27 protein-coding genes and 1 pseudogene are annotated in these 25843 nt (G+C 32.8%); 18 read left to right on the top strand and 10 right to left on the bottom strand.

Annotation, left to right across the window (positions count from 1 at the left end; translation table 11 throughout):
* Both V5787_RS02180 and V5787_RS02175 read right to left on the bottom strand, forming a co-directional pair.
* Positions 1-84 (bottom strand): annotated as a pseudogene (locus V5787_RS02180) (IS1595 family transposase); the annotation flags it as partial.
* A gap of 34 nt (positions 85-118) precedes the next feature.
* Complete coding sequence (locus V5787_RS02175; protein ID WP_336891648.1) at positions 119-271, bottom strand: LacI family DNA-binding transcriptional regulator; 153 nt, start codon at positions 269-271, stop codon at positions 119-121.
* Between the two features lie 249 nt (positions 272-520).
* On the opposite strand from V5787_RS02175, the gene V5787_RS02170 reads away from it, so the two are divergent.
* From V5787_RS02170 to fsa, 4 genes are all read left to right on the top strand, one after another.
* A complete protein-coding gene (locus tag V5787_RS02170; protein WP_336891647.1) occupies positions 521-2005 on the top strand; it encodes an FGGY family carbohydrate kinase in 1485 nt (494 codons plus the stop codon).
* 13 nt (positions 2006-2018) lie between these two features.
* Positions 2019-3344 carry a xylose isomerase gene (gene xylA, locus V5787_RS02165; RefSeq protein WP_336891646.1) on the top strand — a complete coding sequence of 442 codons (1326 nt, stop codon included), beginning with the start codon at positions 2019-2021 and terminating at the stop codon, positions 3342-3344.
* Positions 3345-3417: 73 nt separating this feature from the next.
* Entirely contained in the window at positions 3418-4839 is a 1422-nt protein-coding gene (gene xylE / locus V5787_RS02160) for a D-xylose transporter XylE (protein ID WP_336891645.1), read from the top strand.
* Between the two features lie 62 nt (positions 4840-4901).
* A complete protein-coding gene (gene fsa, locus V5787_RS02155; protein ID WP_336891644.1) occupies positions 4902-5555 on the top strand; it encodes a fructose-6-phosphate aldolase in 654 nt (217 codons plus the stop codon).
* 62 nt (positions 5556-5617) lie between these two features.
* Here the strand turns inward: fsa and V5787_RS02150 are convergent, their stop codons facing one another.
* On the bottom strand, positions 5618-6679 hold the full coding sequence (locus V5787_RS02150) for a LacI family DNA-binding transcriptional regulator (RefSeq protein ID WP_336891643.1): 1062 nt from the start codon (positions 6677-6679) through the stop codon (positions 5618-5620).
* 226 nt (positions 6680-6905) lie between these two features.
* Between V5787_RS02150 and V5787_RS02145 the strand changes: the two genes are divergently transcribed.
* From V5787_RS02145 to V5787_RS02135, 3 genes are all read left to right on the top strand, one after another.
* Positions 6906-7475: an acetate uptake transporter gene (locus tag V5787_RS02145; protein ID WP_336891642.1), complete on the top strand. Its 570-nt coding sequence runs from the start codon at positions 6906-6908 to the stop codon at positions 7473-7475.
* A gap of 314 nt (positions 7476-7789) precedes the next feature.
* Positions 7790-9328, top strand: a complete 1539-nt coding sequence (locus V5787_RS02140; protein ID WP_336891641.1) for a YifB family Mg chelatase-like AAA ATPase — start codon at positions 7790-7792, stop codon at positions 9326-9328.
* A gap of 268 nt (positions 9329-9596) precedes the next feature.
* The gene (locus tag V5787_RS02135) at positions 9597-9863 is read left to right on the top strand and encodes a hypothetical protein (protein ID WP_336891640.1); all 267 of its coding nucleotides are present in this window, start codon (positions 9597-9599) and stop codon (positions 9861-9863) included.
* Positions 9864-9893: 30 nt separating this feature from the next.
* On the opposite strand, the gene V5787_RS02130 is transcribed toward V5787_RS02135, so the two are convergent.
* A complete protein-coding gene (locus V5787_RS02130; protein ID WP_336891639.1) occupies positions 9894-10463 on the bottom strand; it encodes a DUF3109 family protein in 570 nt (189 codons plus the stop codon).
* Positions 10464-10557: 94 nt separating this feature from the next.
* On the opposite strand from V5787_RS02130, the gene V5787_RS02125 reads away from it, so the two are divergent.
* On the top strand, positions 10558-11136 hold the full coding sequence (locus V5787_RS02125; protein WP_336891638.1) for a MarC family protein: 579 nt from the start codon (positions 10558-10560) through the stop codon (positions 11134-11136).
* Between the two features lie 53 nt (positions 11137-11189).
* On the opposite strand, the gene glmS is transcribed toward V5787_RS02125, so the two are convergent.
* On the bottom strand, positions 11190-13040 hold the full coding sequence (gene glmS, locus V5787_RS02120; protein WP_336891637.1) for a glutamine--fructose-6-phosphate transaminase (isomerizing): 1851 nt from the start codon (positions 13038-13040) through the stop codon (positions 11190-11192).
* A 168-nt stretch (positions 13041-13208) separates the two neighbouring features.
* Positions 13209-14018 (bottom strand): glycogen/starch synthase, encoded by an 810-nt coding sequence (locus V5787_RS02115; RefSeq protein WP_336891636.1) that lies wholly within the window; start codon positions 14016-14018, stop codon positions 13209-13211.
* 101 nt (positions 14019-14119) lie between these two features.
* Between V5787_RS02115 and panC the strand changes: the two genes are divergently transcribed.
* From panC to radA, 4 genes are all read left to right on the top strand, one after another.
* The gene (gene panC, locus V5787_RS02110) at positions 14120-14965 is read left to right on the top strand and encodes a pantoate--beta-alanine ligase (protein WP_336891635.1); all 846 of its coding nucleotides are present in this window, start codon (positions 14120-14122) and stop codon (positions 14963-14965) included.
* 73 nt (positions 14966-15038) lie between these two features.
* Entirely contained in the window at positions 15039-15389 is a 351-nt protein-coding gene (gene panD / locus V5787_RS02105; RefSeq protein WP_336891634.1) for an aspartate 1-decarboxylase, read from the top strand.
* A 43-nt stretch (positions 15390-15432) separates the two neighbouring features.
* Positions 15433-16371, top strand: coding sequence for a lysylphosphatidylglycerol synthase transmembrane domain-containing protein (locus V5787_RS02100; protein ID WP_336891633.1), 939 nt, complete (start codon positions 15433-15435; stop codon positions 16369-16371).
* Between the two features lie 43 nt (positions 16372-16414).
* Positions 16415-17770: a DNA repair protein RadA gene (gene radA, locus V5787_RS02095; protein WP_336891632.1), complete on the top strand. Its 1356-nt coding sequence runs from the start codon at positions 16415-16417 to the stop codon at positions 17768-17770.
* A 57-nt stretch (positions 17771-17827) separates the two neighbouring features.
* Here radA and V5787_RS02090 read toward each other — a convergent pair whose 3' ends face one another.
* Positions 17828-18568: a uroporphyrinogen-III synthase gene (locus V5787_RS02090; protein ID WP_336891631.1), complete on the bottom strand. Its 741-nt coding sequence runs from the start codon at positions 18566-18568 to the stop codon at positions 17828-17830.
* An 8-nt stretch (positions 18569-18576) separates the two neighbouring features.
* A complete protein-coding gene (locus V5787_RS02085) occupies positions 18577-19245 on the bottom strand; it encodes a DUF4271 domain-containing protein (RefSeq protein WP_336891630.1) in 669 nt (222 codons plus the stop codon).
* Positions 19246-19341: 96 nt separating this feature from the next.
* On the opposite strand from V5787_RS02085, the gene V5787_RS02080 reads away from it, so the two are divergent.
* Genes V5787_RS02080 through V5787_RS02070 form a run of 3 tightly spaced genes read left to right on the top strand, consistent with a single transcriptional unit; the run spans position 19342 to position 21971 of the window.
* A complete protein-coding gene (locus V5787_RS02080) occupies positions 19342-20061 on the top strand; it encodes a polyprenol monophosphomannose synthase (RefSeq protein ID WP_336891629.1) in 720 nt (239 codons plus the stop codon).
* Between the two features lie 9 nt (positions 20062-20070).
* Positions 20071-21408: a dihydroorotase gene (locus tag V5787_RS02075; RefSeq protein WP_336891628.1), complete on the top strand. Its 1338-nt coding sequence runs from the start codon at positions 20071-20073 to the stop codon at positions 21406-21408.
* A gap of 2 nt (positions 21409-21410) precedes the next feature.
* On the top strand, positions 21411-21971 hold the full coding sequence (locus V5787_RS02070) for a DUF4296 domain-containing protein (RefSeq protein WP_336891627.1): 561 nt from the start codon (positions 21411-21413) through the stop codon (positions 21969-21971).
* Here the strand turns inward: V5787_RS02070 and V5787_RS02065 are convergent.
* Entirely contained in the window at positions 21964-22974 is a 1011-nt protein-coding gene (locus tag V5787_RS02065; RefSeq protein ID WP_336891626.1) for an NAD-dependent epimerase/dehydratase family protein, read from the bottom strand. The two genes, V5787_RS02070 and V5787_RS02065, sit on opposite strands and share 8 nt — an antisense overlap.
* Before the next feature lie 100 nt (positions 22975-23074).
* Here V5787_RS02065 and tyrS point away from each other — a divergent pair, with 100 nt between their 5' ends.
* On the top strand, positions 23075-24364 hold the full coding sequence (tyrS, locus tag V5787_RS02060; RefSeq protein WP_336891625.1) for a tyrosine--tRNA ligase: 1290 nt from the start codon (positions 23075-23077) through the stop codon (positions 24362-24364).
* 79 nt (positions 24365-24443) lie between these two features.
* Here the strand turns inward: tyrS and V5787_RS02055 are convergent, their stop codons facing one another.
* A complete protein-coding gene (locus V5787_RS02055) occupies positions 24444-24605 on the bottom strand; it encodes a transposase (RefSeq protein WP_336891649.1) in 162 nt (53 codons plus the stop codon).
* Positions 24606-24756: 151 nt separating this feature from the next.
* On the opposite strand from V5787_RS02055, the gene V5787_RS02050 reads away from it, so the two are divergent.
* Together V5787_RS02050 and V5787_RS02045 are read left to right on the top strand one after the other, a co-directional pair.
* Positions 24757-25413, top strand: coding sequence for an endonuclease (locus tag V5787_RS02050; protein ID WP_336891624.1), 657 nt, complete (start codon positions 24757-24759; stop codon positions 25411-25413).
* A complete protein-coding gene (locus tag V5787_RS02045; protein ID WP_336891623.1) occupies positions 25406-25720 on the top strand; it encodes an endonuclease in 315 nt (104 codons plus the stop codon). The genes V5787_RS02050 and V5787_RS02045 overlap by 8 nt, the downstream gene beginning before the upstream one ends.
* The last annotated feature ends 123 nt before the right edge of the window (positions 25721-25843 follow it).

Raw genomic sequence — 25843 nt, 5'->3', positions numbered from 1 at the left:
TTTGGCTAAATAAGCCTTACAAGCTTCATCATTTGGTAGTTCTTTTATAAAACTCAGTATATTTTGACCTTGAAAAACATCCATATCTGTTATAGTTAAGGACACTAAGATACAGAAACTAAATGACTAACTCAGTAAAATTAGATTCATTTAGCAATCTATTAACTTTATCAGCCGTCTTTTTGGAAACCCCAGATCTCTTGTGAATAACTCTATCATCCGTATCTGAAGACACCTGTGCTAAAATCGCAATTTCTTTAATTGTAATCATACTACCTTAAAATTATCAACTATAAATTTATTCAAAAAAATCAGAATAAACATTTTAAAAGCTACAATAATCTTTTTTACTTAAACGATTAAGTAATCCAACTCAAAAATATTAAGACCTAACAAACAGATACTTACACGGTTCACTTGTATACACACACGTCCTGACCTCATTAGTAAAACAACAGAATAACTTGATTTAGTCTTAACGAAGCTTTAAATTTGAAACTTAACACTAAAATTTTCGACTTTGTATTATATAGGATATGACATAGGTAGCTCTTCTGTAAAGGTTGCCATCGTAGAGGCTTCAACAGGTAAAAAGATTGCCAGCGTAAACGAACCCAAAAACGAAATGGAAATCAACGCACTTCATACAGATTGGGCGGAACAAAACCCTGATACTTGGTGGAAATATGCTTGTATCGCGTCCAAAAGAGCTATTAAAGAAGCAAACATAGATTCTTCTCTTATTTCCGGAGTTGGAATTTCATACCAAATGCATGGTTTAGTGGTAGTAGACAAAGAAGGAAAATCACTAAGAGATGCAATCATTTGGTGTGATAGTAGAGCGGTTGAAATTGGAAATATTGCTTTTGAAAAAATAGGAAAAGAAACTTGTACAACCAAACTATTAAACTCGCCAGGAAACTTTACAGCATCTAAACTAAAATGGGTGAGAGACAATGAACCTGACTTGTATGCAAAAATCCACAAATTCATGCTGCCAGGAGATTATATTGCTTATAAACTTACAGGTGTATTTACCACCACTAAAAACGGACTTTCTGAAGGTATCCTATGGGATTACCAAACAGATACGTTAGCTACATTTTTATTGGAATATTACGGAATCGATGCTTCTTTAACGCCTGATATTGTAGAAAACTTCTGCAATCAAGGAAAAGTTGATAAAAAAGGAGCGCAAGAATCAGGGCTACCAGAAGGCGCAACGATTAACTACAGAGCAGGAGATCAACCTAACAATGCACTTTCATTAAATGTCTTTAATCATGGTGAAGTTGCAGCTACTGGAGGTACTTCTGGTGTAATCTATGCCGTTACCAATTCATTACAATCCAAAGAATCTTCAAGAATTAATAATTTTGCACATGTAAATTACACCAAAGAAAACCCAGTCTTAGGAAAACTGATGTGTATCAATGGTTCTGGTATTCAATACAGATGGCTAAAAGACAATTTGGCGGCCAATTCCTATGAAGAAATGAACCAAAAAGCGGAAGAAGTTACTGTTGGATCAGATGGTCTAGTGATTATTCCTTTTGGAAATGGAGCAGAGCGAATATTAAACAACAAAAATATAGGTAGTCATTACGTGAATATCAATTTTAACAAACACAACCAAGGACATATCTATCGTGCAGCCTTGGAGGGGATTGCTTTTTCATTCGTGTACGGAATGGAAATTTTAAAAAATGACAACGCAGTAATAAATGTTGTAAGAGCTGGTAACGACAATCTTTTCCGCTCACAAATTTTTTCTCAAACAGTGACTACATTAATTGGTCATGAAATTGAAATATACAATACTACAGGTTCTGTCGGAGCAGCAAGAGCAGCAGGGTTGACAAATGGTGATTTTAAAAAATTTAGTGACAACATTACACAAAACGATCATGTAATGACCTATACACCATTGGACGATAAAGCTCCTTATTTAGAAGCTTACAATAACTGGAAAAAAGAACTAGAAATTTTACTAAATAAAAAATAAAAAAAATAGAATTATGGCATTAATTGGAGAAAAAGAATATTACAAAGGTATTGGAGAAATTAAATTTGAGGGAAAAGAATCTGACAATCCGTTGGCATTCAAATATTATAATCCGAACCAAATTGTAGCAGGAAAAACAATGCGAGATCATTTTAAATTCTCTATTGCTTACTGGCATACTTTCTGTGGTCAAGGATCCGATCCTTTCGGGGCTGGGACACAACATTTTGAGTGGGACAAAGCCTCTGATCCAGTTAAGGCTGCAAAAGACAAAGCGGATGCTGCTTTTGAATTCACAACAAAAATGGGATTTGGATACTATTGTTTCCATGATTTTGACTTGATACAAGAAGGAAAAACATTTGCTGAATCTGAAAGCAGATTACATACCATTACTGATTACTTAAAGCAAAAACAAGCCGCTTCAGGAGTCAAATTGTTATGGGGTACCGCAAACTGTTTCTCTAACCCTCGTTATATGAACGGAGCATCTACAAATCCTGATTTCGATGTAGTTGCAAGAGCAGGTGGACAAATAAAATTAGCCTTGGATGCTACAATCGCTTTAAGTGGTGAAAACTATGTATTCTGGGGTGGTCGTGAAGGTTATATGTCTTTACTAAATACGGATATGGGCCGCGAATTAGACCATATGGGACGTTTCTTAGGTATGTGTAAAGATTATGCTCGTGCGCAAGGATTTAAAGGTAATTTCTTTATTGAGCCAAAACCAATGGAGCCATCTAAACATCAATACGATTTTGATTCTGCTACGGCAATCGGATTCTTAAAAGAATATGGTTTAGATAAAGATTTTAAAATAAACATTGAAGTAAATCACGCTACTTTAGCACAACATACTTTCCAACACGAATTGGAAGTTTCTGCTAAAGCGGGAATGCTAGGAAGTTTAGATGCCAACAGAGGAGATTATCAAAATGGATGGGATACAGATCAATTTCCAAATAATATCCAAGAAACTACAGAAGCTATGCTGGTTTTCCTAAAAGCAGGAGGCTTACAAGGTGGCGGTGTCAATTTTGATGCTAAAATCAGAAGAAACTCAACAGATTTAGACGACGTATTCCATGCACACATTGGTGGGGCAGATACTTTTGCTCGTGCTTTATTAATTGCAGATAAAATCATTACTTCTTCACCTTATGATAAATTAAGAACAGAACGTTACAGTTCTTTCGACTCGGGTAAAGGATTAGATTTCGAAAAAGGAAATTTAAATCTACAAGATTTATATAAAATCGCTGCTGAAAACGGTGAATTAAGCTTAAAAAGCGGTAAACAAGAATTATTTGAAAATATAATCAACCAATACATATAGTCTTAAAAAGGGTGTTACATTTGTCAACACCCTTTTTTCAACTATAACCTCCAAAAAAAACTAAACAACAAAGATGGAAAAATCAAACTCTAGTTACTTATTAAAGCTAACATTAGTTGCTACATTAGGTGGTCTACTATTTGGGTACGACACAGGTGTTATCTCTGGAACTGTAAGTTCTTTAGATCACTTTTTTGTAACTCCAAAAGGATTGAGTGAAACTGCCGCAAGTGCATTTAAAGGGTTTTTAGTTTCAAGTGCCTTAATCGGTTGCGTCGTTGGAGGCTTGTTTGGAGGAATTATAAGTAAAAAATTAGGTCGAAAAAATGGTTTGATTCTTGCTGCAATCCTATTCCTTATTTCAGCTTTAGGATCTTCAATGCCAGAAATGTTTATTTCTCCAATCGGAGAAGGAGACCACACTTTATCAACTGTTTTTATAATTTATAGAATTATTGGTGGAATTGGAGTTGGATTGGCATCTATGTTATCTCCCCTGTATATCGCAGAAATTGCACCTGCTAAAAGCAGAGGTAAACTAATTTCTTTTAATCAATTAGCCATCGTTGGTGGTTTTCTTGTTGTTTACTTTGTAAACTATTTTATTTCTAGAAGTGGAGGGTCAGATGAATGGCTAAACGATGTTGGATGGAGATGGATGTTTGCTTCTGAAGTAATACCAGCAGGCTTGTTCTTAGGATTATTATTCTTTGTACCAGATACTCCTCGATCTTTAATGTTACGAAACAGACCAGAAGAAGCATTAACCGTTTTAATAAAAGTAAATGGTAAAAAAGAAGGAAAAAAGGTATTTGATGACATTAATATTTCTATGAACGAGAAAAGCTCTGGACATCTTTTATCCTTTGGCTGGTTCGTAATTATCATAGGTGTAATGATCTCTGTTTTTCAACAATTTGTAGGAATCAATGTCGTACTCTATTACGCACCTGAAATTTTCAAAACATTTTCTTCGGGAACTAACAGTGCGTTATTAATGACGATTGTTGTAGGAATTGTAAACTTTCTCTTCACAATTGTAGCTATTAGAACAGTTGATAAATACGGAAGAAAACCTTTGATGATCATTGGAGCTTTAGGTATGGCAATTTCCATGCTTTCTTTAGGCTTTGTATTCTTTACAGGTGCTTCCGGTTATATCGCATTATTTTGCATGATGCTTTATGTAGCAAGTTTTGCAATGAGTTGGGGACCTGTAGCATGGGTATTATTAGCCGAAATTTTCCCAAATAAAATTAGAGGAAGAGCCTTGGCAATAGCGGTAGCAGCACAATGGATATCCAATTATGTGGTATCCTTAACTTTCCCCATGATGAATGAAAATTCATATCTAAAAGAAACATTCAATAATGGTTTTTCCTATTGGATTTATGCGGCTATGAGTCTTTTGGCTATGTTTTTTATTATGAAATACGTTCCTGAAACCAAAGGAAAAACACTTGAAGAAATGGAAAGTCTTTGGAAAAAAAAATAAAAACAAACAACAATAATAGTGTCAAATAAAATGACAACTATCAATATCAAACACAAAACATTATGAAATTTTTTATAGACACAGCAAATCTTAAACAGATTAAAGAAGCGCAAGATTTAGGGGTTTTAGATGGAGTAACGACCAACCCTTCTTTGATGGCAAAAGAAGGAGTTAAGGGTCAACAAAACATATCACAACATTACTTAGACATCTGTGAAACCGTTGATGGCGATGTTTCTGCGGAAGTAATTGCTACAGATTTTGAGGGAATGGTAAAAGAAGGTGAAGCTTTAGCTGCCTTACATCCTCAAATTGTAGTAAAACTTCCTATGATTAAAGATGGCGTAAAAGCATGTAAATATTTTTCGTCAAAAGGAATTAGAACCAATGTAACTTTAGTCTTTTCTGCTGGTCAGGCTTTATTAGCTGCCAAAGCAGGAGCTACTTATGTTTCCCCTTTTATAGGTCGTTTAGATGATATCTCAACAGATGGAATGAACCTTATTGAAGAAATCAGATTGATCTATGATAACTATGGTTTTAAAACTGAAATTTTAGCTGCATCCGTACGACATACAATGCATATTATTAACTGTGCTAAATTAGGAGCCGATGTTATCACAGGTCCTTTATCAGCTATTGAAGGTTTGTTAAAACACCCTTTAACAGATAGTGGATTGGCACAGTTTTTAGCTGATTACGCTAAAGGAAACTAAATCCATAATCATATCAAGCTATAAAAACGATTTGAAATACGTTATAAACTAAAAAAGGAAGGTTAATACCTTCCTTTTTTAGTTCCTGTTTTTTCCGTTTTTTTTCTTGTTGATGCTCTTTCCATAATGCTTGTTTTAATTGTTTTTGTTCTTGAATCAAGTTTGATACCATTCTCCATAGCATGCAGACGTTCTAACAGAAAACGCATTGCCTGCTCACCCATAAAGACACCGTGCTGACTTACAGTGGTTATTTTTGGAGTTGCGTGCTGAGCCAATTCGCCATTGGTAAACCCAATCAATGAAATGTCTTTTGGAATCTTATACTTTTGTCTTTTTAATATTTCTAAAGTATCTATCGTGGCAGACTCCTCTAAACACAGTATAGCATCCACTTTTCTACTACCAATTACAATCTTTAATATAGTTTCAATATCATCGTTTTTCCCTATCCTTAAAATCATGTTTTCGTCAATCGATAATCCATTCTCTTCTAAAGCATTTTTATACCCCTGAACTCTTAGTTTACCGACACTTGTATGACTAATTATAGACACCAAAGCAATGTTTTTTCTGTTATTTTTTATAAAATAATTAGTGGCTTTATAAGCCGCCTCCAAATCATCTACAACCACCTTATCACAAATTATTTCATCAGATACTCGATCGGTCATAACCATCCCAATACCGTATTTTTTTGCCCCTTCAAAGTGTTCATACCTCTCCATTTTTTGCGTTTCTTCCGCTAGAGAAACAATAAACCCATCTACGGTTCCATTCAAAAAATAATTAGTTGCATCAACTTCTTTTTTATAACTATCATTTGAAATTGAAATAATCACATGATAACCATGCTCGTTTGCAATCTTTTCTACTCCACTAAAAACTTTTGCAAAATATGTATTTAAAATATTCGGAAGAATCAGCCCTATGGTTTTTGTTTTACTTCGCTTTAAACCTAGTGCATAAATATTCCGCTTGTAACCTTTTTCATCTGCAAAATCCTTGATTTTTTTCCGAGTAGCCAAACCAATATCATGACTGTCTTTTAAAGCTTTAGATACTGTCGCAATAGAAACGTTAAAATTTATTGCTATTTCCTTAAGCGTAATTCTCTTATTCATTAATAGATAATAAAGATATAAATTCTTGCTAAAATAAACAATTCTTGCTATATTTATAATTACGGAACTAAACAACTTGTTACTTTTAATACTTCTTTAAAATTTGTTTTTCTCAAATTTGATAACTAGATGAGTTTGTATTATAGCTAATCAAGAACTAGATATAGAGCTATTATATATTAAAACACTGAATATTCGTATTAATAAAAAAATAAACACATAACTTATGAGTACAATAAAATTAGGAAATCCAGCTGTTGTAGGTTTAGCGGGATTTGGGTTAACAACCTTATTATTACAGTTTCATAACTTAGGATTGTGTGGATTAGGGCCAGTAGTTTCGATGGGCTTTATCTTTGGAGGTTTCGCACAAATGATTGCAGGTTTTTTAGAACAAAAAACTGGAAATAATTTTGGGTTTGCTGCATTTACTAGCTATGGAGCTTTTTGGATTGGATTGGGTTTTATTTGGATATTGAATGATTTCGGTATTTACAAATCTTCTGAAACTGATATTGGTTACTATTTAGTTGCTTGGACTTTATTAACATTTATTCTTTGGGTAGCTTCATTATTTATTCATACCGCGATGGCGGTAACCTTTACAACCTTATTATTGGGCTTTATTTTTTTAGATTTGGCACATTTTGTATCACATGAATTTACTCCAATTGCAGCTTATGTATTAATTGTTTGTGCCCTATCTGCTTGGTATATGATGGCTGGAATAATAATTAATGATGTCGCTGGAAAAGAATTACTAAAAGTAGGTAAACCCTGGATACATTTAAAATAACTATTGAAGGATAAACTATATCTCATATAAAAACCTCAATAATTTGCTATGGATTCGAGCCTATGGAGAACTGTAGTGAAAAACACTCTGTTTTTTGCTATAACCTCTTCCCATAGCTTAACAAATCAACTCGCTGGCACACCTAGAAAGGTTATAGACATTATAAACTTGCCTAATAAAGGTTTAAATGGTATTACTATTATTTTGTGTCCTGAAAATTGAAACCTTATTCAACTTTCTTTATCTTTAATGGAATAATGTTTTCTATTCTTTAAGTTTTATTAAAATAAAATCAATTTTTAAAACAAATTGCTATGTTGACAAAAGTATTCGGCTCAGCCGTTTTTGGCATTGAAGCCACCACGATTACCGTTGAAGTAAATATTGACAAAGGAATTGGATATCATTTAGTTGGTCTTCCTGATAATGCAGTAAGAGAAAGTAGCTATCGTATTTCTGCTGCTCTAAATAATATTGGTTACAAACTTCCCGGAAAAAAAATAACCATCAATATGGCTCCTGCAGATTTACGCAAAGAAGGATCTGCATATGACCTAACCCTTGCCGTTGGAATCCTAGCAGCTTCCAATCAAATAAAACCTGAATTAACAAAGGAATACATTATTATGGGAGAATTGTCTTTAGACGGAAGTTTACAGACCTTAAAGGGAGCTCTTCCTATTGCTATCCAAGCAAAAAAAGAAGGTTTTAAAGGGATTATATTACCAAAACAGAATGCCAAGGAAGCGGCAATTGTTGAGGGGTTAATTGTTTATGGAATAGAAAATATTACAGAGCTTATCTCCTTTTTTGATGGTAAAACAAAATTATCTCCAATGACAATAAATATTGAAGAAGAATTTAACAAAACCATCGACAATACTGAATTTGATTTTTCTGATGTTAAAGGACAAGAATCCATAAAAAGATGTTTAGAAATTGCAGCAGCTGGTGGACATAATGTTATTTTAATTGGTCCTCCTGGGTCAGGAAAAACAATGTTAGCAAAAAGATTACCAAGTATTTTACCGCCTATGACAATACAAGAAGCGCTTGAAACTACAAAAATTCATTCAGTAGTAGGAAAGGTAAAAGATAATTTTGGCTTAATGAATAAACGCCCTTTTCGGTCACCACATCATACGATATCGGATGTTGCCTTAGTTGGAGGTGGACAATACCCACAGCCAGGAGAAATTTCAATGTCCCATAATGGAGTATTATTTTTAGATGAACTCCCTGAATTTAAGCGCAGTGTTTTAGAAGTAATGCGTCAACCCCTAGAAGACAGAGAGGTAACCATTTCAAGAGCAAAATTTACAGTCACCTACCCTAGTAGTTTTATGTTAGTAGCAAGCATGAATCCAAGTCCAAGTGGCTTTTTCAACAACCCCGATAGCCCTATGAGTTCTTCTCCTCATGAAATGCAACGTTACTTAGGCAAAATATCAGGTCCATTATTAGACAGAATAGACATCCATGTAGAAGTTACCCCTGTTCCTTTCAATAAGCTATCTGAAGAAAGAACGGGAGAATCGAGTAAAACCATAAGGTTACGTGTTATTGCGGCTAGAAAAACTCAAACAGATCGATTTATAGATACAGATTACACGCATTATAATGCTCAAATGACAGTCAAACAAATCCGTTCCTACTGTGCTTTAGACTCCAATTCAAAAGAAATGCTAAAATCTGCCATGGAAAGACTTAATTTATCTGCTAGGGCCTATGATCGTATTTTAAAAGTTAGCAGGACGATTGCGGATTTAGATAACCAACCAAACATATTACCACAACACATCTCAGAAGCGATACAGTATAGGAGTTTAGATAGAGAAGGCTGGCTGAATTAAAACCTCCTTATTTTAAAAAATAGTCTATCATCATAGTTCAATATTAAGACAACTATTTCTTGGGCACCTAATCGTTTCTTTCAGTTGTTTTCGAAGACTTGATTGGATTCAATATTCTAACACAACAAATCATATGATTTTACATTAAAAAATCATTCAAATTAGAACAATCTATAAGAAATTACTACTTGCATTTTTTAATCTAAAATGGTAACTTGTACGTGTTACCTAGTTCAATATTTTATGAACCACTTAAATTCACCTGCCTATGTTACCCTATAGATCTGAAATAAGAAATTCTCCTAAAGAACAAACCTTAAAAATATATTTAAGTGACACCTCCTTAGATAATCAACTAAAGTCTCTATTAGAAAATATTCATGGAATTCGAATTATAGAAGTTCAAGAGAGTATCAGTAGAAATAGAGCGAAAGAAAACTTAACTATTTATCTAAAAGAAGACATTTCTATCAATATCTTAAAAGAAAAAATAGATGCTTTTTTAGAAAATTATTTTGAAAAAATTGACATTTAAGAAATGTCAATTCCTAAATAATTTTAGCTGTTATTTTTTATAAACTTCAGCTACTTTCTCTAATTCAGCATACCAGTCCTCACCAAATTTTCGAACCAGAGCTTGTTTGACGAATTTGTATACAGGAACCTGTAATTCTTTCCCCAAAGAGCAGGCATCATCACATATTTCCCACCTGTCATAATTCACCCCAGAAAACTCAGAATAATCTCTCACTCGAATAGGATATAAATGACAAGAAACAGGTTTCTTCCAAGAAATTAAACCACTATTATAAGCCTCTTCAATAGCACAAAGCGCAGTGTTTTTTTTATCAAAAATCACATAAGCACAATCTGCATTATCAATTAATGGAGTTTCATGTTCACCAAATTCATTGGTTGTATAAATACCTTGTTCTTCAATTGATTTTATACCTTCTTGACGAAGAAATGGTTTTACATCTCCATAAATATCCTTCATTATTTGCAATTCACTTTCTTCAAGTGGAGCACCGGCATCACCTGCTATACAACATTCTCCCTTACAAGCTGAAAGATTACAAACGAATTCTTTTTCGATAATCTCTTCTGACACGATGGTTTTTCCTAATTGAAACATTCTGCAAAAATACAGAATCAAGATGATTTTAAGAACTGTGTAGAAAAAAATATTTATTCTATTTATTTTTCGTAAATTTTGCCAAAAAAAGAAGATGAATTTCAATTTAAAAGAAATATTTACTGCATTTATGGTGCTTTTCGCCGTTATAGACGTTATTGGAAACATTCCTGTAATTATCGACCTGAGAAAAAAAGCTGGTCGTATAGAATCTGGAAAAGCGGCTATAATTTCTGGGTTTATCATGATCGCCTTTCTTTTCCTTGGAAAAAATCTTCTTAATTATATTGGAATTGATGTCAATTCTTTCGCCGTGGCTGGCTCTTTAATATTATTCTTTATTGCTTTAGAAATGATATTGGGAATCACCCTATACAAAGAAGAAGAAAACAGTGCAGATACCACTTCAATATTTCCTATTGCATTTCCTTTAATAGCAGGACCAGGTAGTTTAACTACTCTACTCTCATTAAGAGCTGAATATTCAATTGAAAATATTATTGCAGCAGTACTATTAAATGTCATTCTTATTTACATTGTACTAAAAACTTCCACTACAATTGAAAGACTGCTGGGAAATATAGGCATTCAAATAATACGAAAAATATTTGGAGTTGTTTTATTAGCAATCGCCATAAAACTATTTGCAGCGAACATCAAAGAACTTTTTTAAACAAAAAACCCAATACAATCAAGTATTGGGTTTTTATATATTATTTTACAAGTCTACTCAACTGTAACAGACTTTGCTAAATTTCTTGGTTGATCTATATTACACCCTCTTAATACAGCTACATAATACGCAAGTAATTGTAATGGAATTGTTGTTAATAAAGGACTTAAAGCCTCATCTACTTCAGGTATTTCAATAACATAATCAGCCATTTTTTTTACGACTGTGTCTCCTTCAGTTACAATAGCAATAATCTTTCCTTTACGAGATTTTATCTCCTGAATATTACTCACTACTTTTTCATAATGACCTTTATTGATTGCTACTACAATCACTAGATATCCATCTTCTATCAAAGCGATAGGGCCGTGTTTCATTTCAGCTGCAGGATACCCTTCTGCATGTATATATGAAATTTCTTTTAATTTCAAGGCACCTTCTAAGGCTACTGGAAAGTTATAACCTCTTCCTAAAAACAAACAACTTGATGTCTCTAAAAACTCAGATGCTATTTTCTTAATTAACGTATCTTGTTTTAATATTTTCTCAACTTGTGAAGGAATCAACTCCATATTCTGCAAATAAGCATGGAAGTCAGAGTTTGATATACTACCTTTCTCTTTTCCTAACTTCAACGCCATCAATGTCAATAATGTAATCTGAGTTGTAAATGCTTTCGTTGATGCAACACCAATCTCTGGACCTGCATGTGTATAAGCGCCTGAATGAGATTCACGTGCAATTGACGATCCAACAACATTACAAACTCCAAATACATAAGCTCCATTAGCTTTCGCCATTTTAATCGCTGCCAATGAATCCGCAGTTTCACCTGATTGAGAAATTGCAATCACAACATCTTTTTCAGTAATAATTGGATTTCTATATCTAAATTCCGAAGCATATTCAACTTCTACAGGAATTCGAGCAATATCTTCAAATAAATATTCCGCAACCAAACCCGCATGCCAAGAAGTACCACAAGCAATAATGACAATTCTATCGGCATTTTTAAAACGGTCAATATACTCTTCTACTCCAGCCATTCTAATAATACCTTCGTTAGGAAGTAACCTTCCCCTATAAGTATCAATTATAGCCTTTGGCTGCTCGTAAATTTCTTTTAGCATAAAGTGATCAAATCCTTCCTTTTCAATTTGAGCCAAATTCAATTTTAAAGCATGAATTTCAGGTTCTACAGCAGAATCATCATGAATTTTCCGCACTTCAACCTCTTTACCCACTTCTATCACAGCAAGCTCTTCATCTTCTAAATAAATAGCATTTTTAGTGTATTCTATAAATGGAGAAGCATCAGAAGCAATAAAAAACTCTTTATTAGCCTCCCCAATTCCAATGGCTAGTGGAGAGCCTAGTTTTGCAACAATCATTTTACCAGTTTCCTTTTTATCAAAAACAACAATTGCATAAGCTCCAATAACATCATTTAATGCCAATTGTACAGCCTTTGCTAACTTACATTTTTTTTGGATTTGAACCTCTTCAATTAAGTTGACCAATACTTCAGTATCCGTATCACTCTTAAAGACATAGTCTCTTTCTACTAATTCCTTTTTAATTGTATCGTAGTTCTCTATAATACCATTATGAACGATAGTTAAATCACCCGAATTGGAAACATGTGGGTGAGAGTTTACGTCATTTGGAACGCCGTGGGTTGCCCATCTAGTATGACCAATACAAACACTCCCATTTCTATCCTCTTTACTTACAATAGCTTGTAGGTCTACCACTTTTCCTTTTGTCTTAAACACAGAAGTAACACCTTTGTTATACAGCATTAAACCAGCACTATCGTAGCCTCTATATTCAAGTCTTTGTAATCCTTTTATGACTATAGGGTAAGCATCTCTACTTCCTATATATCCGGTAATTCCACACATAGTTTTTTATCAATTACTAACAAAATTCAAATTATCAATAAATCCAACATCAATACTATTTAATTTATCATCTGAACAGGCTGTAAAAAACAATATCAGCAATAAAAAGACAATTATTACATTACATAGTACTTATAAGCTCTATTGTCAGAAATCCTTAGTGTATGTTTAATTTAAAATTTCATTAGAATAAAAGTCTAAATAAGCATCCGCAAAAGTTTCTTCTGATTGAAATTCTAAAGTAGGTACATTTTGTACATTCACGAAATCTGTCAACTCTGAAGATAATTCTTCAGTTGCTTGAATGATACCATCAGAATTAGCAATTGCGCTTTTGAGTATATTCAAATGACTTGGATCTTTTAAAATTGCAACCTTTTCGTCAGAAATATTATCAAATTTTATCTTGTTAATCAATTCAGAATTCAAAGCTCCTTCAAAATCAGATTTGTATAAAGATGTTACTATTTTACTTTCTGTAAACAACGGATCATCTTTATAATATTCTTTTAGGTACAAAGGTAAAAGAGAAGCCATCCATCCGTGTACATGGATAATATCTGGAGCCCAATTTAATTTCTTAACGGTCTCTATAACACCTTTTGCAAAGAAAATAGCACGTTCGTCATTATCTAAAAACAACTCACTATTTTCATCTTTAATCGTACCTTTTCTTTTAAAGTACTCTTCATTATCAATAAAATAAACTTGCATTCTTTCCTTCGGAATAGAGGCAACTTTAATAATCAATGGCATATCCATATCATTGATGATCAGATTCATTCCAGACAAACGAATTACTTCATGTAACTGATATCTTCTTTCATTAATCACACCATATCTAGGCATAAAAATTCTTGTTTGAACACCTTTATGATGTGCTTTTCTTGCAGCCTCAAACGATGTTGACGACATTTCTGTCTCTGGTAAATATGGTGAAACTTCAGATGAAACGTACAATACTCTCTTATCTTTCATGGTCAAAACACTTAAATTTGTAGATTCTTGCAAAAGTACGAATTTTTATGATAAATTCATGTTAAAATACTAAGTTTGCACACAATTTAGAGCCAAACATCATGAAGATCATTACAAAGATTGAGGAAGTAACTTCAATTATATCATCCTTAAAATCACTCAAAAAAACCATTGGACTAACGCCAACTATGGGTGCACTACATAAAGGGCACTTGTCATTAATTAAAAAATCAACGCAAGAAAACGATTTTTCTATAGTAACCATTTTTGTCAACCCAACTCAATTTGATAAAAAAGAAGATCTAGACAATTACCCTACTACGTTGGAAGAAGATTTGTTTTTATTAAAAAAAACAGGTTGTGACTTAGTCTTTACACCTCAGTCATCAGAAATTTATCAAAACAAGGTGGATTCAGAATCTTTTTCTTTTGATGGCCTAGAATACGAAATGGAAGGCAAACATCGACAAAATCATTTTGACGGAGTTGGTACCATCGTCAAAAAATTTTTTGAAATAATCTCCCCTACCAAAGCTTATTTTGGCGAAAAAGATTTTCAACAACTTCAGATCATTAGAAAAATGACTCATAAGGAAAACTTTGACATTGAAATTATCGGCTGCCCAATTTTCCGAGAAAAAGACGGGCTTGCTATGAGTTCTAGAAACACTAGGTTAACAGAAAATCAAAAAAAAGAGGCTCCCTTAATCTACAAAGCACTTAAAAATTCAGTAATTAATTTTCAAACAAAATCAATCACAGAAATAAACAACGGGATAAAACAAATATTTGAAAAAAACGACATCTTGGATCTCGAGTATTTTGAAATTGCAGACGAAAAAACACTTCAATCCATCACAAAAAAAGACAATTCAAAAAACTACCGTGCATTTATTGCCGTTTATGCAGGTAAAATAAGGCTAATTGACAATATTTCACTACAATAGGTAACTTATTCAATTTCTAACAAATTCGACAAGCCGTGTTTCTACTTCTCTACAAATTCACTAATTTTGCACGATGCAAATAGAAGTAATAAAATCTAAGATACACAGAGTTACCGTTACTGGTGCCGATTTACAATACATTGGAAGTATCACTATCGATCAAGCTTTAATGGACGCCTCTAATCTAATTGAAGGAGAAAAGGTTCAAATTGTCAACATCAATAACGGAGAACGACTAGAAACCTATGTAATTCCAGGAGCTAGAAATAGTGGTGAGATTACCTTAAACGGTCCCGCAGCAAGAAAAGTTGCCAAAGGAGATATTGTAATCATCATATCCTATGCGACTCTAGATTTCGAAGAGGCTAAAAAATTCAAACCGTGCTTGGTTTTCCCAAACGAAAAAAACAATTCCTTAAAGTAATTTGACTTTAGCAATAAAAGACATATTAAAAAAAACAATCCCCTTGACACTAGGGGTGTTTTTAATTTGGATCTCACTATCTAAATTAACTCCTGAAGATGTTGAAAGTGTAAAGATTTCATTTAAAACAGCCAATTATTGGTGGGTATTTCTTTCTTTATTATTCGGAATATTAAGCCACCTTTCTAGAGCATATCGATGGAAATTCACTCTTGAGCCTCTTGGCTACAAACCCAAGTTTCTAAACACTGCAATGGCAGTTTTCATTGCGTACCTAGTAAACCTAGGAATCCCAAGAGCAGGAGAACTTTCAAGAGCAGCTATCTTAACCGAATATGAAGATGTGCCTTTTGAAAAAGGATTCGGAACCATTGTTGCTGAAAGAGTAGCAGATTTAATTATGTATGTATTACTCATCCTACTTGCTTTCTTTGCACAGTATGAATTGATAAAAAATGAACTCATAAAAAAATTACCTCAAAATCCTCTTTATACAATCACTGCAATTGCCGTATTACTATTTGGTGTGTTTTTACTCTTTAAATGGATGAAAAAAACTGAAAAACCCTTAATCATCAAACTTAGAACTTTTATATCTGATTTAATTATAGGAGTAAAAAGTATACTGACGATGAAGAAAAAATGGGCTTTTCTTTTTCATACAATCTTTATCTGGGTTATGTATATTCTAATGTTATATGTTGCAAAATTTGCAATTCCAGAAACATCAGACATCTCAATCAATGCGGTTTTAATTAGCTTTGTAATAGCCACATTTAGTTATGCCGCAACAAGCGGAGGGATTGGAGCTTATCCTATTGCAATTCAGAGTGCACTACTTCTTTACGGAGTTTCGGAAGTTGCAGGACTTAGCTTTGGCTGGATTATATGGACCTCACAAACTCTTATGATTTTAGTCTTTGGCGGTCTTTCTTTTTTATTTTTACCTCTTTTTAATAAATCAAAAAATATTAATTCTTAATCTTCTCCAGTAATTTCTTTTCTTTGTAATTGAACACAAAGACATGGCAAAACATAAAACTACTTTTTTCTGTCAAAACTGCGGAACACAATTTTCAAAATGGTCAGGGCAATGCACCGCTTGTCACGAATGGAATACTCTTGTAGAGGAAATTATTCAAAAAGAAGAAAAACGAAACTGGAAACAAACGAACATTTCAAAAACCATAAATATACCATTAGCAATTTCGGAAATTGAGGTAAACAAAGAACAAAGGATTCACACTCAAAATAAAGAATTAGATAACGTTTTAGGAGGAGGGATTGTTCCTGGGTCTGTAATTCTTTTGGGTGGCGAACCTGGAATAGGGAAATCAACACTACTTCTTCAGATCGCCTTAGAAATGGATCAGCAAGTTTTATACGTTTCAGGAGAAGAAAGCCAATCACAAATAAAAATGAGAGCAGAAAGGCTTCAATACAAAAACTCTAATTGCCTTATCCTTACCGAAACCAAAACTCAAAACATTTTCAAGAACATTGAAAAAATAAAACCGGATATCTTGGTTATAGATTCTATTCAAACTTTATACACTGATCAAATAGATGCATCTCCAGGAACCGTTTCTCAAATCAAAGAAACAACTGCAGAACTCATTAAATTCGCAAAAGAAACAGGCACACCTGTTTTAGTTATTGGTCATATCAATAAAGAAGGAACAATTGCTGGTCCAAAAATTCTAGAACATATGGTGGATGTTGTTTTACAATTTGAAGGAGATAGAAATCATACGTATAGAATATTACGTTCACAAAAAAACAGATTCGGATCTACTGCAGAGCTCGGTATTTATGAAATGTTAGGAAGCGGATTAAGGGAAGTCACCAATCCTTCTGAAATATTAATCAACAAAAAAGACTCGGATTTAAGCGGAACTGCAATTGCCGCAACCCTTGAGGGAATGCGACCTTTAATGATAGAGGTCCAAGCTTTAGTAAGCTCTGCTGTGTACGGAACACCTCAACGCTCCGTAACTGGATACAATTTAAAGAGACTCAATATGATACTGGCTGTTTTAGAAAAAAGAGCCGGATTTAGACTTGCTGCTAAAGATGTATTCTTAAATATCACTGGCGGAATCCATGTAGCCGATCCTGCAATTGACTTGGCTGTTGTCTCTGCTATTTTATCCTCAAATGAAGACGAGTCCATACCACAAAATTACACATTTGCAGCAGAAATAGGATTAGCTGGAGAAATAAGACCTGTAAACAAAATAGACCAACGAATTTCTGAAGCAGAAAAACTGGGTTTCGACAAAATATTTATTTCCAAATTCAATAAATTCAAAAAAGAAGGTAGAGCTATAGAAATCATAAGCGTTTCCAAAATTGAAGAAATTTACGCACTACTTTTTTAAACATAAAACCCCGTTTGTTACAATACAAACGGGGGTTTTTATTTATTCCTTCAATTTTTACTTATTTGCTTCTTTAATATATTTCTCCAAAGCCATTGTCATCGATGGGCTCTCTGGCGTAGGTGCCAAGATATTAATTTTCAATCCTGCATCAGTAGCTGCTTTTACAGTAGTATTACCGAAAACGGCTATACGAGTATCCTTTTGCTTAAAGTCGGGGAAATTCTTAAACAAAGAATCAATTCCAGACGGACTAAAGAATACTAACACGTCATACATGACATTTTCTAAGCTAGAAAGATCACTCATCACTGTTTTATACAAATCCAAACGAGTCCAAGTCACACCTAATTCATCCAAAGTAACAGGAATCATATCCTTTAACTTATCAGAAGAAGGCAATAAAAACCTTTCTGCTTTATGCTTTTTAATCAGCTTTCCTAAATCTGTAAAAGATCTTTGACCTACATAAATTTTACGTTTTCTATAAACAACATACTTTTGTAAATAATAAGCTACAGCTTCAGACTGACAAAAGTATTTCATATCTGTAGGAACAGAGAACCTAAGTTCTTCAGCAATTCTAAAGAAATGATCTACTGCATTTCTGCTTGTTAAAATTACAGCCGTATAATTTTTTAAATCAATTTTTTCAGCTCGGACTTCTTTTACAGAAATACCTTCAACATGAATAAAAGATCTAAAATCTATTTTAACCTTTTGCTTTTCTGATAAATAAAAATAAGGGGAATTTCCTTTAGGTTCTGGCTGAGACACAAGAATAGTTTTCACTTTCATACAATATCCTATTTATTCACCACTACTTTATATATTAATAATACTGGTGCTATTTCAAGTGTGCAAAGATACACAATAAAATAAAACAAACTTTCAATTATGAATTTATTATTCTTAACCAATAGCAGTACAGCTCTTAACATTAATAAAATCGCAAAAAAACAAATTAAAAAAGTACTGGAAAATTTTGTGTTTTCAATATCTACGTAGGTGAAAAACAACAAAACAGGCAACAATACTAAAGTGACTAATTTAAGATAGTTAACTTTCAAAACATGAATTTGTCTAAAATGCTCAGAAAAATCAAAAATTTTGGCAAGCATTAATAATAATAAATAATGCCCCGATAAAAACAAAGTAATACTACCAAATGTTTTCAAAAAAAACAGATCAGAATCTCCGTTCATATCAAACCCCAAAAATCCAGCTACTAAATAAAAAAAAATGCTAAAAATTAAATTCTGAACTATAAATAGTGAAATTTTAATGGCATTAAACATATCTTGAAATTCATTAGAATACTCTAGAAAATATTTATTGGAGTATAGACTTCTCAACAAAACCAAAATCACTCTAAAGTATTTCAATCTCAAAAAGGTTATTATTAAAAAAACGACACAATAAACTAGCGTTAATTTGTCATTATTATCAAAAGTTCTTTCTAGACCTAAATTCATAACAAACAACTTCTAAAATATAATTATAAATTATCAAAAAAATTTAATGTAAAATTAGTAATAAAAAATCATACATTTGTAGTCTATTTTACACTTATGTCTGACACTCTTGTAATAATTCCAACACTAAACGAAATTGAAAATATCAAAGAAATTATTTTAGCCGTTTTTAGTGATCAAAAGAAGTTTCACATTTTAGTAGTCGATGACAATTCTAAAGATAGAACACCTGAAACTGTTGAAGAGTTAATACAAGAATATCCTAATCGTCTTTTTCTGGAAAAAAGAAATGGAAAAAAAGGCTTAGGTAGCGCTTATATTCACGGATTTAAGTGGGCTTTAAAAAAGGACTATGATTACATCATAGAAATGGATGCCGACTTTTCGCATAATCCAAAAGATCTTATAAAATTATACAACGCTTGTAAAAATGAAGGAGCTAAACTTTCTATAGGTTCTAGATATGTGAACAATAATATAAATGTAATCAATTGGAATATCAAAAGATTGTTACTTTCATACTTTGCCTCAAAATACGTCCAATTTATTACAAGAATACCATTATATGACACCACTGCTGGTTTTGTCTGCTACCACAGAAGTGTTTTAGAAACTATAAATTTAGATGAAATTCAATTTGTAGGCTACGCTTTTCAAATAGAAATGAAATTTAAAACATGGAAACACAAGTTCCCTATTAAAGAGATTTCAGTTGTATTTACAGACAGAACAAAAGGAACATCAAAGATGAATGGCTCTATTATTACAGAAGCAGTTTTTGGTGTTATTCAATTAAAATTAAAAGGACTTTCCTAAACATATATCATGAGCTTAACTCTTATTAAAAACACCAACATTGTAAACGAAGGTAAAACGACCAATGGTGATGTGTTAATTGATGGTGAATTCATAACCAAAATAGGCAAGAATCTTTCTGCCCCAAACAACGCTACAATTATTGATGCCAACGGTAAATATTTATTACCTGGTGCTATTGATGATCAAGTGCACTTTAGAGAACCTGGTTTAACTCATAAGGCTAATATTGCTACAGAAAGTAGAGCAGCAGCAGCTGGAGGCATTACAACTTTTATTGAGATGCCAAACACAATACCTCAAGCGACAAATCAAGAGGAGCTAGAAAAGAAATTCGAGACTGCTCGAAAAACATCTTATGTAAATTATTCATTTATGTTTGGCGGTACTAACGATAACCTAGAGGAATTATTAAAAACAGACCCTCAACAAGTAGCTGGTATCAAATTATTTTTAGGGTCTTCTACTGGCAACATGTTGGTTGATGATGAAGATGTCTTAAGAAAAATATTTTCTTCTACAGACATGGTCATTTCAGTGCATTGTGAAGATGAAGAAACCATAAAACGAAACTTTAAAGAATACCACGATAAATATGGCGATGATATCCCCATGAAATACCATTCAAGAATCAGAAGCGAAGAAGCCTGTTATTTATCTTCTTCAAAAGCAATTAAGCTAGCGAAGGAAACAGGTGCTAGATTGCATATTTTTCATTTATCAACAGCCAAGGAAACGGAACTTTTCAGAAATGACATTCCCTTAAAAAACAAAAAAATCACTGCCGAAGTTTGTATACATCACTTATCTTTTGAAGATAAAGATTACGATTCTAAAGGAACTCTTATCAAATGGAATCCTGCAGTAAAATCAGCAACTGATAGGCAAGGATTATGGAAGGCTTTGTTAGACGATAGAATTGATGTAATTGCAACTGACCATGCTCCGCATACATTCGAAGAAAAACAAAACGTTTATACAAATGCACCAAGCGGTGGTCCTCTTGTTCAGCACGCTTTACCTGCCATGATTAATTTTGTCAAAGAAGGTAAAATTAAATTAGAAAAAGTGGTAGATAAAATGTGTCACAACCCTGCAATTTTGTTTGAAATAAAAAAGAGAGGTTATATAAAAGAAGGATATTACGCCGATTTAGTTTTAGTAGACTTAAATAAATCCTGGACAGCAACCAAAGAAAACACTTTATATAAATGTGGTTGGACTCCTTTTGAAGGAACCGAATTTAAATCTACAATTGTAAAAACTTTTGTAAATGGTAACTTAATTTTTGACGAAGGCAAATTCAACGACAAAATAAAAGGACAAAGAATACAATTCAATAGATAACTATGAAAAATAGTTTACTCATACTTTTAATTACCTGTATGGTTTCCTGTACAAGTAATACTATTTTCAAAAAACCAAGTGATCTAATTCCAAAAGACTCTATGGTGCTTTTACTATCTGACATATATTTAGCAAGCGCATCTAAGGTTTATAGAAACAAATTTGACGAACGAAATATTGACTATACCTTTTTGGTCTACGAAAAATACGGGATCGACAGTACTCGATTTAGAAAGAGTAATTATTATTATACTACAAAAATTGATGAGTACGAAAAAATTTATAAAGAAGTAGAAGTCAAATTAGAAAATCTTAATAAAGATTACAAAAAGACAAAAAAAGTCAGTGATTCTATTAGTAAGGATAGTATCTCAACTGCAAAAATATTGAAAGACTCAATAAAAGAAGCAAACAAAACAAAAGCCAGAATTCATGATAGTATTATGAAATTAAAAATCGTCGATTCTCTTAGTCCAGAAGAACTTTTAATGCTAATTGACTCACTTTCACTAGCAGAGACTTTTAGTAATGACAATGGGTCTCTAAATAAAAAAATTAATTAATATCTCGTAAAAATTGTTTCGCTATTTTAGCTATCACACTTGTCATTTTTTCAAATTCAAAATCGAAAGTTTTTTGAACCTTTCTTGAATTATAATACGATTTATTATTTGCAGATTTTGCTGTATGTTTTGAAAAATTATTAACACCCCCAGCAAACGTAGATTTTAACCATGAAAGTCTCCAACCTATTGCAGCCATAAAAGCTGTTACTTTAATTCTCGGCCTTTTCTTTTGTAATAAACCTGCAATATCAAACAACACTTCCTTAAAACTAATATTTTCTGAAACCAAAATAAAACGTTCATTTTTAACCACAGAATCCATAGTCTTTAGCATAACAGTAACAACATCATCTACCCCAACAAACCCAGTTAATCCCTCTGTATAAAAAGGAGTTCCTTTGTAAATCATGGTAAACAACATACCTGAATTTTCACTCCAAAAACCAGGTCCTAAAATCACACCTGGATTTACAACTACAACATCCAAGCCTTCCTGTGTTCCTCGCCACACTTCCATTTCAGCACCATACTTGGTAATTGCGTAACTATAATTATTGGTCAATAAATTAAACTCATCCTTTTCATCAATCAAAGGTTTTCCAACCGACTTAGCAACAGACGCGATAGAGCTAACGTGACATAATTTTTTAACACCAAAGGCAATACACAAATTTACAATATTAGCAGTACCCTCTATATTTACCAATCTCATTTTCATAGCGTTTTTCTCATCAAAAGAGACCAATGCAGCGATGTGATACACTTTTTCAACATCAGAAAAAGCAGTTTCCAAAGCAGGAACATCTGTAACATCAGCTTTGACCCATTCAATTTTCGAAAAAGCCAAATCAGCATCCTCAGCATAATACTCAAATATTTTTCGAGTCTTTTTCCTAGACTTTTTTGATCTATAAATTGCTCGAACGGATTCTCCTGAATTGATCAATTGGAACAACAAATGAGCGCCTAACATTCCTGTACCTCCTGTAACTAAAATCATGCGACGAAAATAACCTAAAATTATGAATTTACCTTGCTAAATCTCAACTGTTGTAGCTTTGTCTCTTGCTTTCGAATTACTATATTTGCAAAAAAAACACATGACTACAAATTTTGTTGAAGAACTTAGATGGAGAGGTATGTTACATGATATCATGCCTGGAACTGAAGAACTTTTAAATAAAGAAGTTACCTCTGGTTATATCGGATTTGACCCGACAGCGGACTCTTTACACATTGGTAGTTTGATTCCAATTATTATTCTAATGCATTTTCAAAAAGCAGGGCATAAACCAATTGCTTTGGTTGGAGGAGCAACAGGAATGATTGGCGATCCATCAGGAAAATCAGCAGAACGTAATTTATTAAATGAGGATGCCTTAAATAAAAACATAGCAGGTATAAAAAGTCAATTAGAACGTTTTCTTGATTTCAACAGCGAAACTTCAAATGGTGCTGAATTGGTAAATAACTACGATTGGATGAAGGAATTTTCATTGATCGATTTTGTACGTGATATTGGGAAACACCTTACGGTAAACTATATGATGGCAAAAGAATCTGTAAAAAAACGAGTAAGCGGAGAAGGTGACGGTATGTCTTTTACAGAATTCACCTATCAATTATTTCAAGGGTATGATTTTCTTCATTTGTATGAAAACAACAATTGTAAATTACAAATGGGAGGTTCAGATCAGTGGGGAAATATTACTACTGGAACAGAATTAGTTCGCAGAAAAGCAAAAGGAAAAGCTTATGCTATAACCTGTCCTTTGATTACAAAAGCAGACGGAACTAAATTTGGGAAATCTGAAGGAGGAAATATCTGGCTAGACAAATCGAGAACATCAGTTTATAAGTTTTACCAATATTGGTTGAATTCTTCAGATGAAGATTCAATAGCTTTTATCAAAAAATTCACCTTCTTAAGTAAAGAAGAAATTGAAACACTAATCGCTGAACATGCAGAAGCTCCTCATCTGAGATTACTGCAGAAAACAATTGCCAAAGAGGTAACTATATTAGTACATTCTGAATCGGATTATAACAATGCCGTAAAAGCATCTTCTATATTATTTGGGAAATCTACTGCTGATGATTTAAAATCTTTAGACGAACAAACATTTTTAGATGTGTTTTCTGGTGTCCCACAAGCAGAAGTAGATAAAAGTAAAATCAAAACAGGTTTTGATATCGTTGCTGCTTTTGCAGATACGGATTTCTTAAAATCTAATGGTGAAGTAAGAAGAGCTTTAAAAGAAAATTCAATTTCTGTAAATAAAGAGAAAGTTAAAGAAGGTTTTTCTATTAGCAATTCAGATTTAATAGCTAATAAATATGTTTTACTACAAAGAGGTAAAAAAAGCTACTTCCTATTAAAAATAATATAATAATCAAAAAACGATGAATTAACCTATGTTAATTCATCGTTTTTTAATTATATATATTCTATTGGTTCTACCCTCAATTTTATGGATATAGATTAAAAAGTCCTCCAAGAAAAAAAAGAATTGCACTTCTAAAATTCTTAAAAGTTCTGTATCCTTTGGCAATTATTTTATTTTCTTGAATTTTTCCATTTAACCTTTCTGCCATTGTATTGGAAAAATTTAGAATTAATGCATTGCAAATTCAGTCAATTATATCAAAGCTACGAAAAAAGCAAACTCTTCTAAAAATTTTAGAATTTTCATTTAACATTAACCCTAAAACATTCAACAACTATTTGGGCATCGTAAAAACACATGAAACATTGAATTTTGTAGGTATACATACCTACAAAATGAAAACTCTAAAAATAATTTTTCTGCTATTTGTTAACGTCAATATTTTTGCTCAAATACCTAGCTACTATAATGGTATTGACTTTACAAACACAAGTACCGTTTTATTTAATGATTTGGCAACAATTACAATTAATAACCACCAGGGGATTCCCTATACAAGCAGCTCAACAGACACCTGGGATGTTTTAAAAATATCTGATAAAGACCCAGATATCTCAAGTAATATACTCTTAATTTATGGTTATGACGATAGCGATTCTGATAATAATAACGACAGAACTAGAAATAATAATCAAGGCTCTCCAGGAGATCCTCTTAACTGGAATAGAGAGCATGTTTTTGCAAAGTCATTGAACCCTAGCCTTGAAACAGGAAGTATTGGACCTGGAACAGATTTACACAACTTACGCCCAGCAGATGCAGGTTATAATTCAAGTAGAAGTAATCGAAAATTTACCGATGGCTCAGGAAACTCTGGACCACAATCTAACGGTGGTTGGTATCCAGGCGATGAATGGAAAGGAGACGTTGCCCGTATTGTAATGTATATGTATGAGGTATCACGGCACTGGAGAAAAAACATCTCAAACAAATTGTTTACCTATAAATGTTGGGTCTGGCAGTATATTAGATATCGATACAAATATGATTAGTCTTTTCCTAGAGTGGAATCAAGAAGATCCTGTTTCTATATTTGAAATAAACAGAAACAATGTGATATTAGACTATCAAAAAAACAGAAATCCCTTTATTGACAACCCTTATTTGGCCACCTTAATTTGGGGAGGCATAGCGACTGAAGACAATTGGAATTTAATAAGTGGTAATACTGACGTGGAGGCTCCAACAACACCTAGCAATATTGATGTAACAAATATCACTGATAGTAGTGCTGAGATTAGCTGGACAGCATCAACGGATAACATAGGTGTATTTGAATATCTAAAGACCGTTGCATAATGCTCTTTTCAGTTTTAGATTTCAATTTTGACTTTTTAAATCTAAAAATTTATATTTTTTTTTCTTATTTTCATTGTTTATGTTAGTTATGGATCTATTTTTTGGTTCATTTTCCTTTAGTTT

It is taken from the genome of Flavicella sp., from assembly GCF_037132785.1.
GTDB lineage: Bacteria > Bacteroidota > Bacteroidia > Flavobacteriales > Flavobacteriaceae > Flavicella.
The sequence above is the reverse complement of the archived record's forward strand: the minus strand, read 5'-3'. Positions and strand labels throughout refer to the sequence as shown.

Coding starts and splice junctions, on each gene's coding strand:
- V5787_RS02175 (WP_336891648.1), bottom strand. CDS start 271: ATGATTACAATTAAAGAAATTGCGATTTTAGCACAGGTGTCTTCAGAT.
- xylA (WP_336891646.1), top strand. CDS start 2,019: ATGGCATTAATTGGAGAAAAAGAATATTACAAAGGTATTGGAGAAATT.
- xylE (WP_336891645.1), top strand. CDS start 3,418: ATGGAAAAATCAAACTCTAGTTACTTATTAAAGCTAACATTAGTTGCT.
- fsa (WP_336891644.1), top strand. CDS start 4,902: ATGAAATTTTTTATAGACACAGCAAATCTTAAACAGATTAAAGAAGCG.
- V5787_RS02150 (WP_336891643.1), bottom strand. CDS start 6,679: ATGAATAAGAGAATTACGCTTAAGGAAATAGCAATAAATTTTAACGTT.
- V5787_RS02145 (WP_336891642.1), top strand. CDS start 6,906: ATGAGTACAATAAAATTAGGAAATCCAGCTGTTGTAGGTTTAGCGGGA.
- V5787_RS02140 (WP_336891641.1), top strand. CDS start 7,790: ATGTTGACAAAAGTATTCGGCTCAGCCGTTTTTGGCATTGAAGCCACC.
- V5787_RS02135 (WP_336891640.1), top strand. CDS start 9,597: ATGTTACCCTATAGATCTGAAATAAGAAATTCTCCTAAAGAACAAACC.
- V5787_RS02130 (WP_336891639.1), bottom strand. CDS start 10,463: ATGTTTCAATTAGGAAAAACCATCGTGTCAGAAGAGATTATCGAAAAA.
- V5787_RS02125 (WP_336891638.1), top strand. CDS start 10,558: ATGAATTTCAATTTAAAAGAAATATTTACTGCATTTATGGTGCTTTTC.
- glmS (WP_336891637.1), bottom strand. CDS start 13,040: ATGTGTGGAATTACCGGATATATAGGAAGTAGAGATGCTTACCCTATA.
- V5787_RS02115 (WP_336891636.1), bottom strand. CDS start 14,018: ATGAAAGATAAGAGAGTATTGTACGTTTCATCTGAAGTTTCACCATAT.
- panC (WP_336891635.1), top strand. CDS start 14,120: ATGAAGATCATTACAAAGATTGAGGAAGTAACTTCAATTATATCATCC.
- panD (WP_336891634.1), top strand. CDS start 15,039: ATGCAAATAGAAGTAATAAAATCTAAGATACACAGAGTTACCGTTACT.
- radA (WP_336891632.1), top strand. CDS start 16,415: ATGGCAAAACATAAAACTACTTTTTTCTGTCAAAACTGCGGAACACAA.
- V5787_RS02090 (WP_336891631.1), bottom strand. CDS start 18,568: ATGAAAGTGAAAACTATTCTTGTGTCTCAGCCAGAACCTAAAGGAAAT.
- V5787_RS02085 (WP_336891630.1), bottom strand. CDS start 19,245: ATGAATTTAGGTCTAGAAAGAACTTTTGATAATAATGACAAATTAACG.
- V5787_RS02080 (WP_336891629.1), top strand. CDS start 19,342: ATGTCTGACACTCTTGTAATAATTCCAACACTAAACGAAATTGAAAAT.
- V5787_RS02075 (WP_336891628.1), top strand. CDS start 20,071: ATGAGCTTAACTCTTATTAAAAACACCAACATTGTAAACGAAGGTAAA.
- V5787_RS02070 (WP_336891627.1), top strand. CDS start 21,411: ATGAAAAATAGTTTACTCATACTTTTAATTACCTGTATGGTTTCCTGT.
- V5787_RS02065 (WP_336891626.1), bottom strand. CDS start 22,974: ATGATTTTAGTTACAGGAGGTACAGGAATGTTAGGCGCTCATTTGTTG.
- tyrS (WP_336891625.1), top strand. CDS start 23,075: ATGACTACAAATTTTGTTGAAGAACTTAGATGGAGAGGTATGTTACAT.
- V5787_RS02050 (WP_336891624.1), top strand. CDS start 24,757: ATGAAAACTCTAAAAATAATTTTTCTGCTATTTGTTAACGTCAATATT.
- V5787_RS02045 (WP_336891623.1), top strand. CDS start 25,406: ATGATTAGTCTTTTCCTAGAGTGGAATCAAGAAGATCCTGTTTCTATA.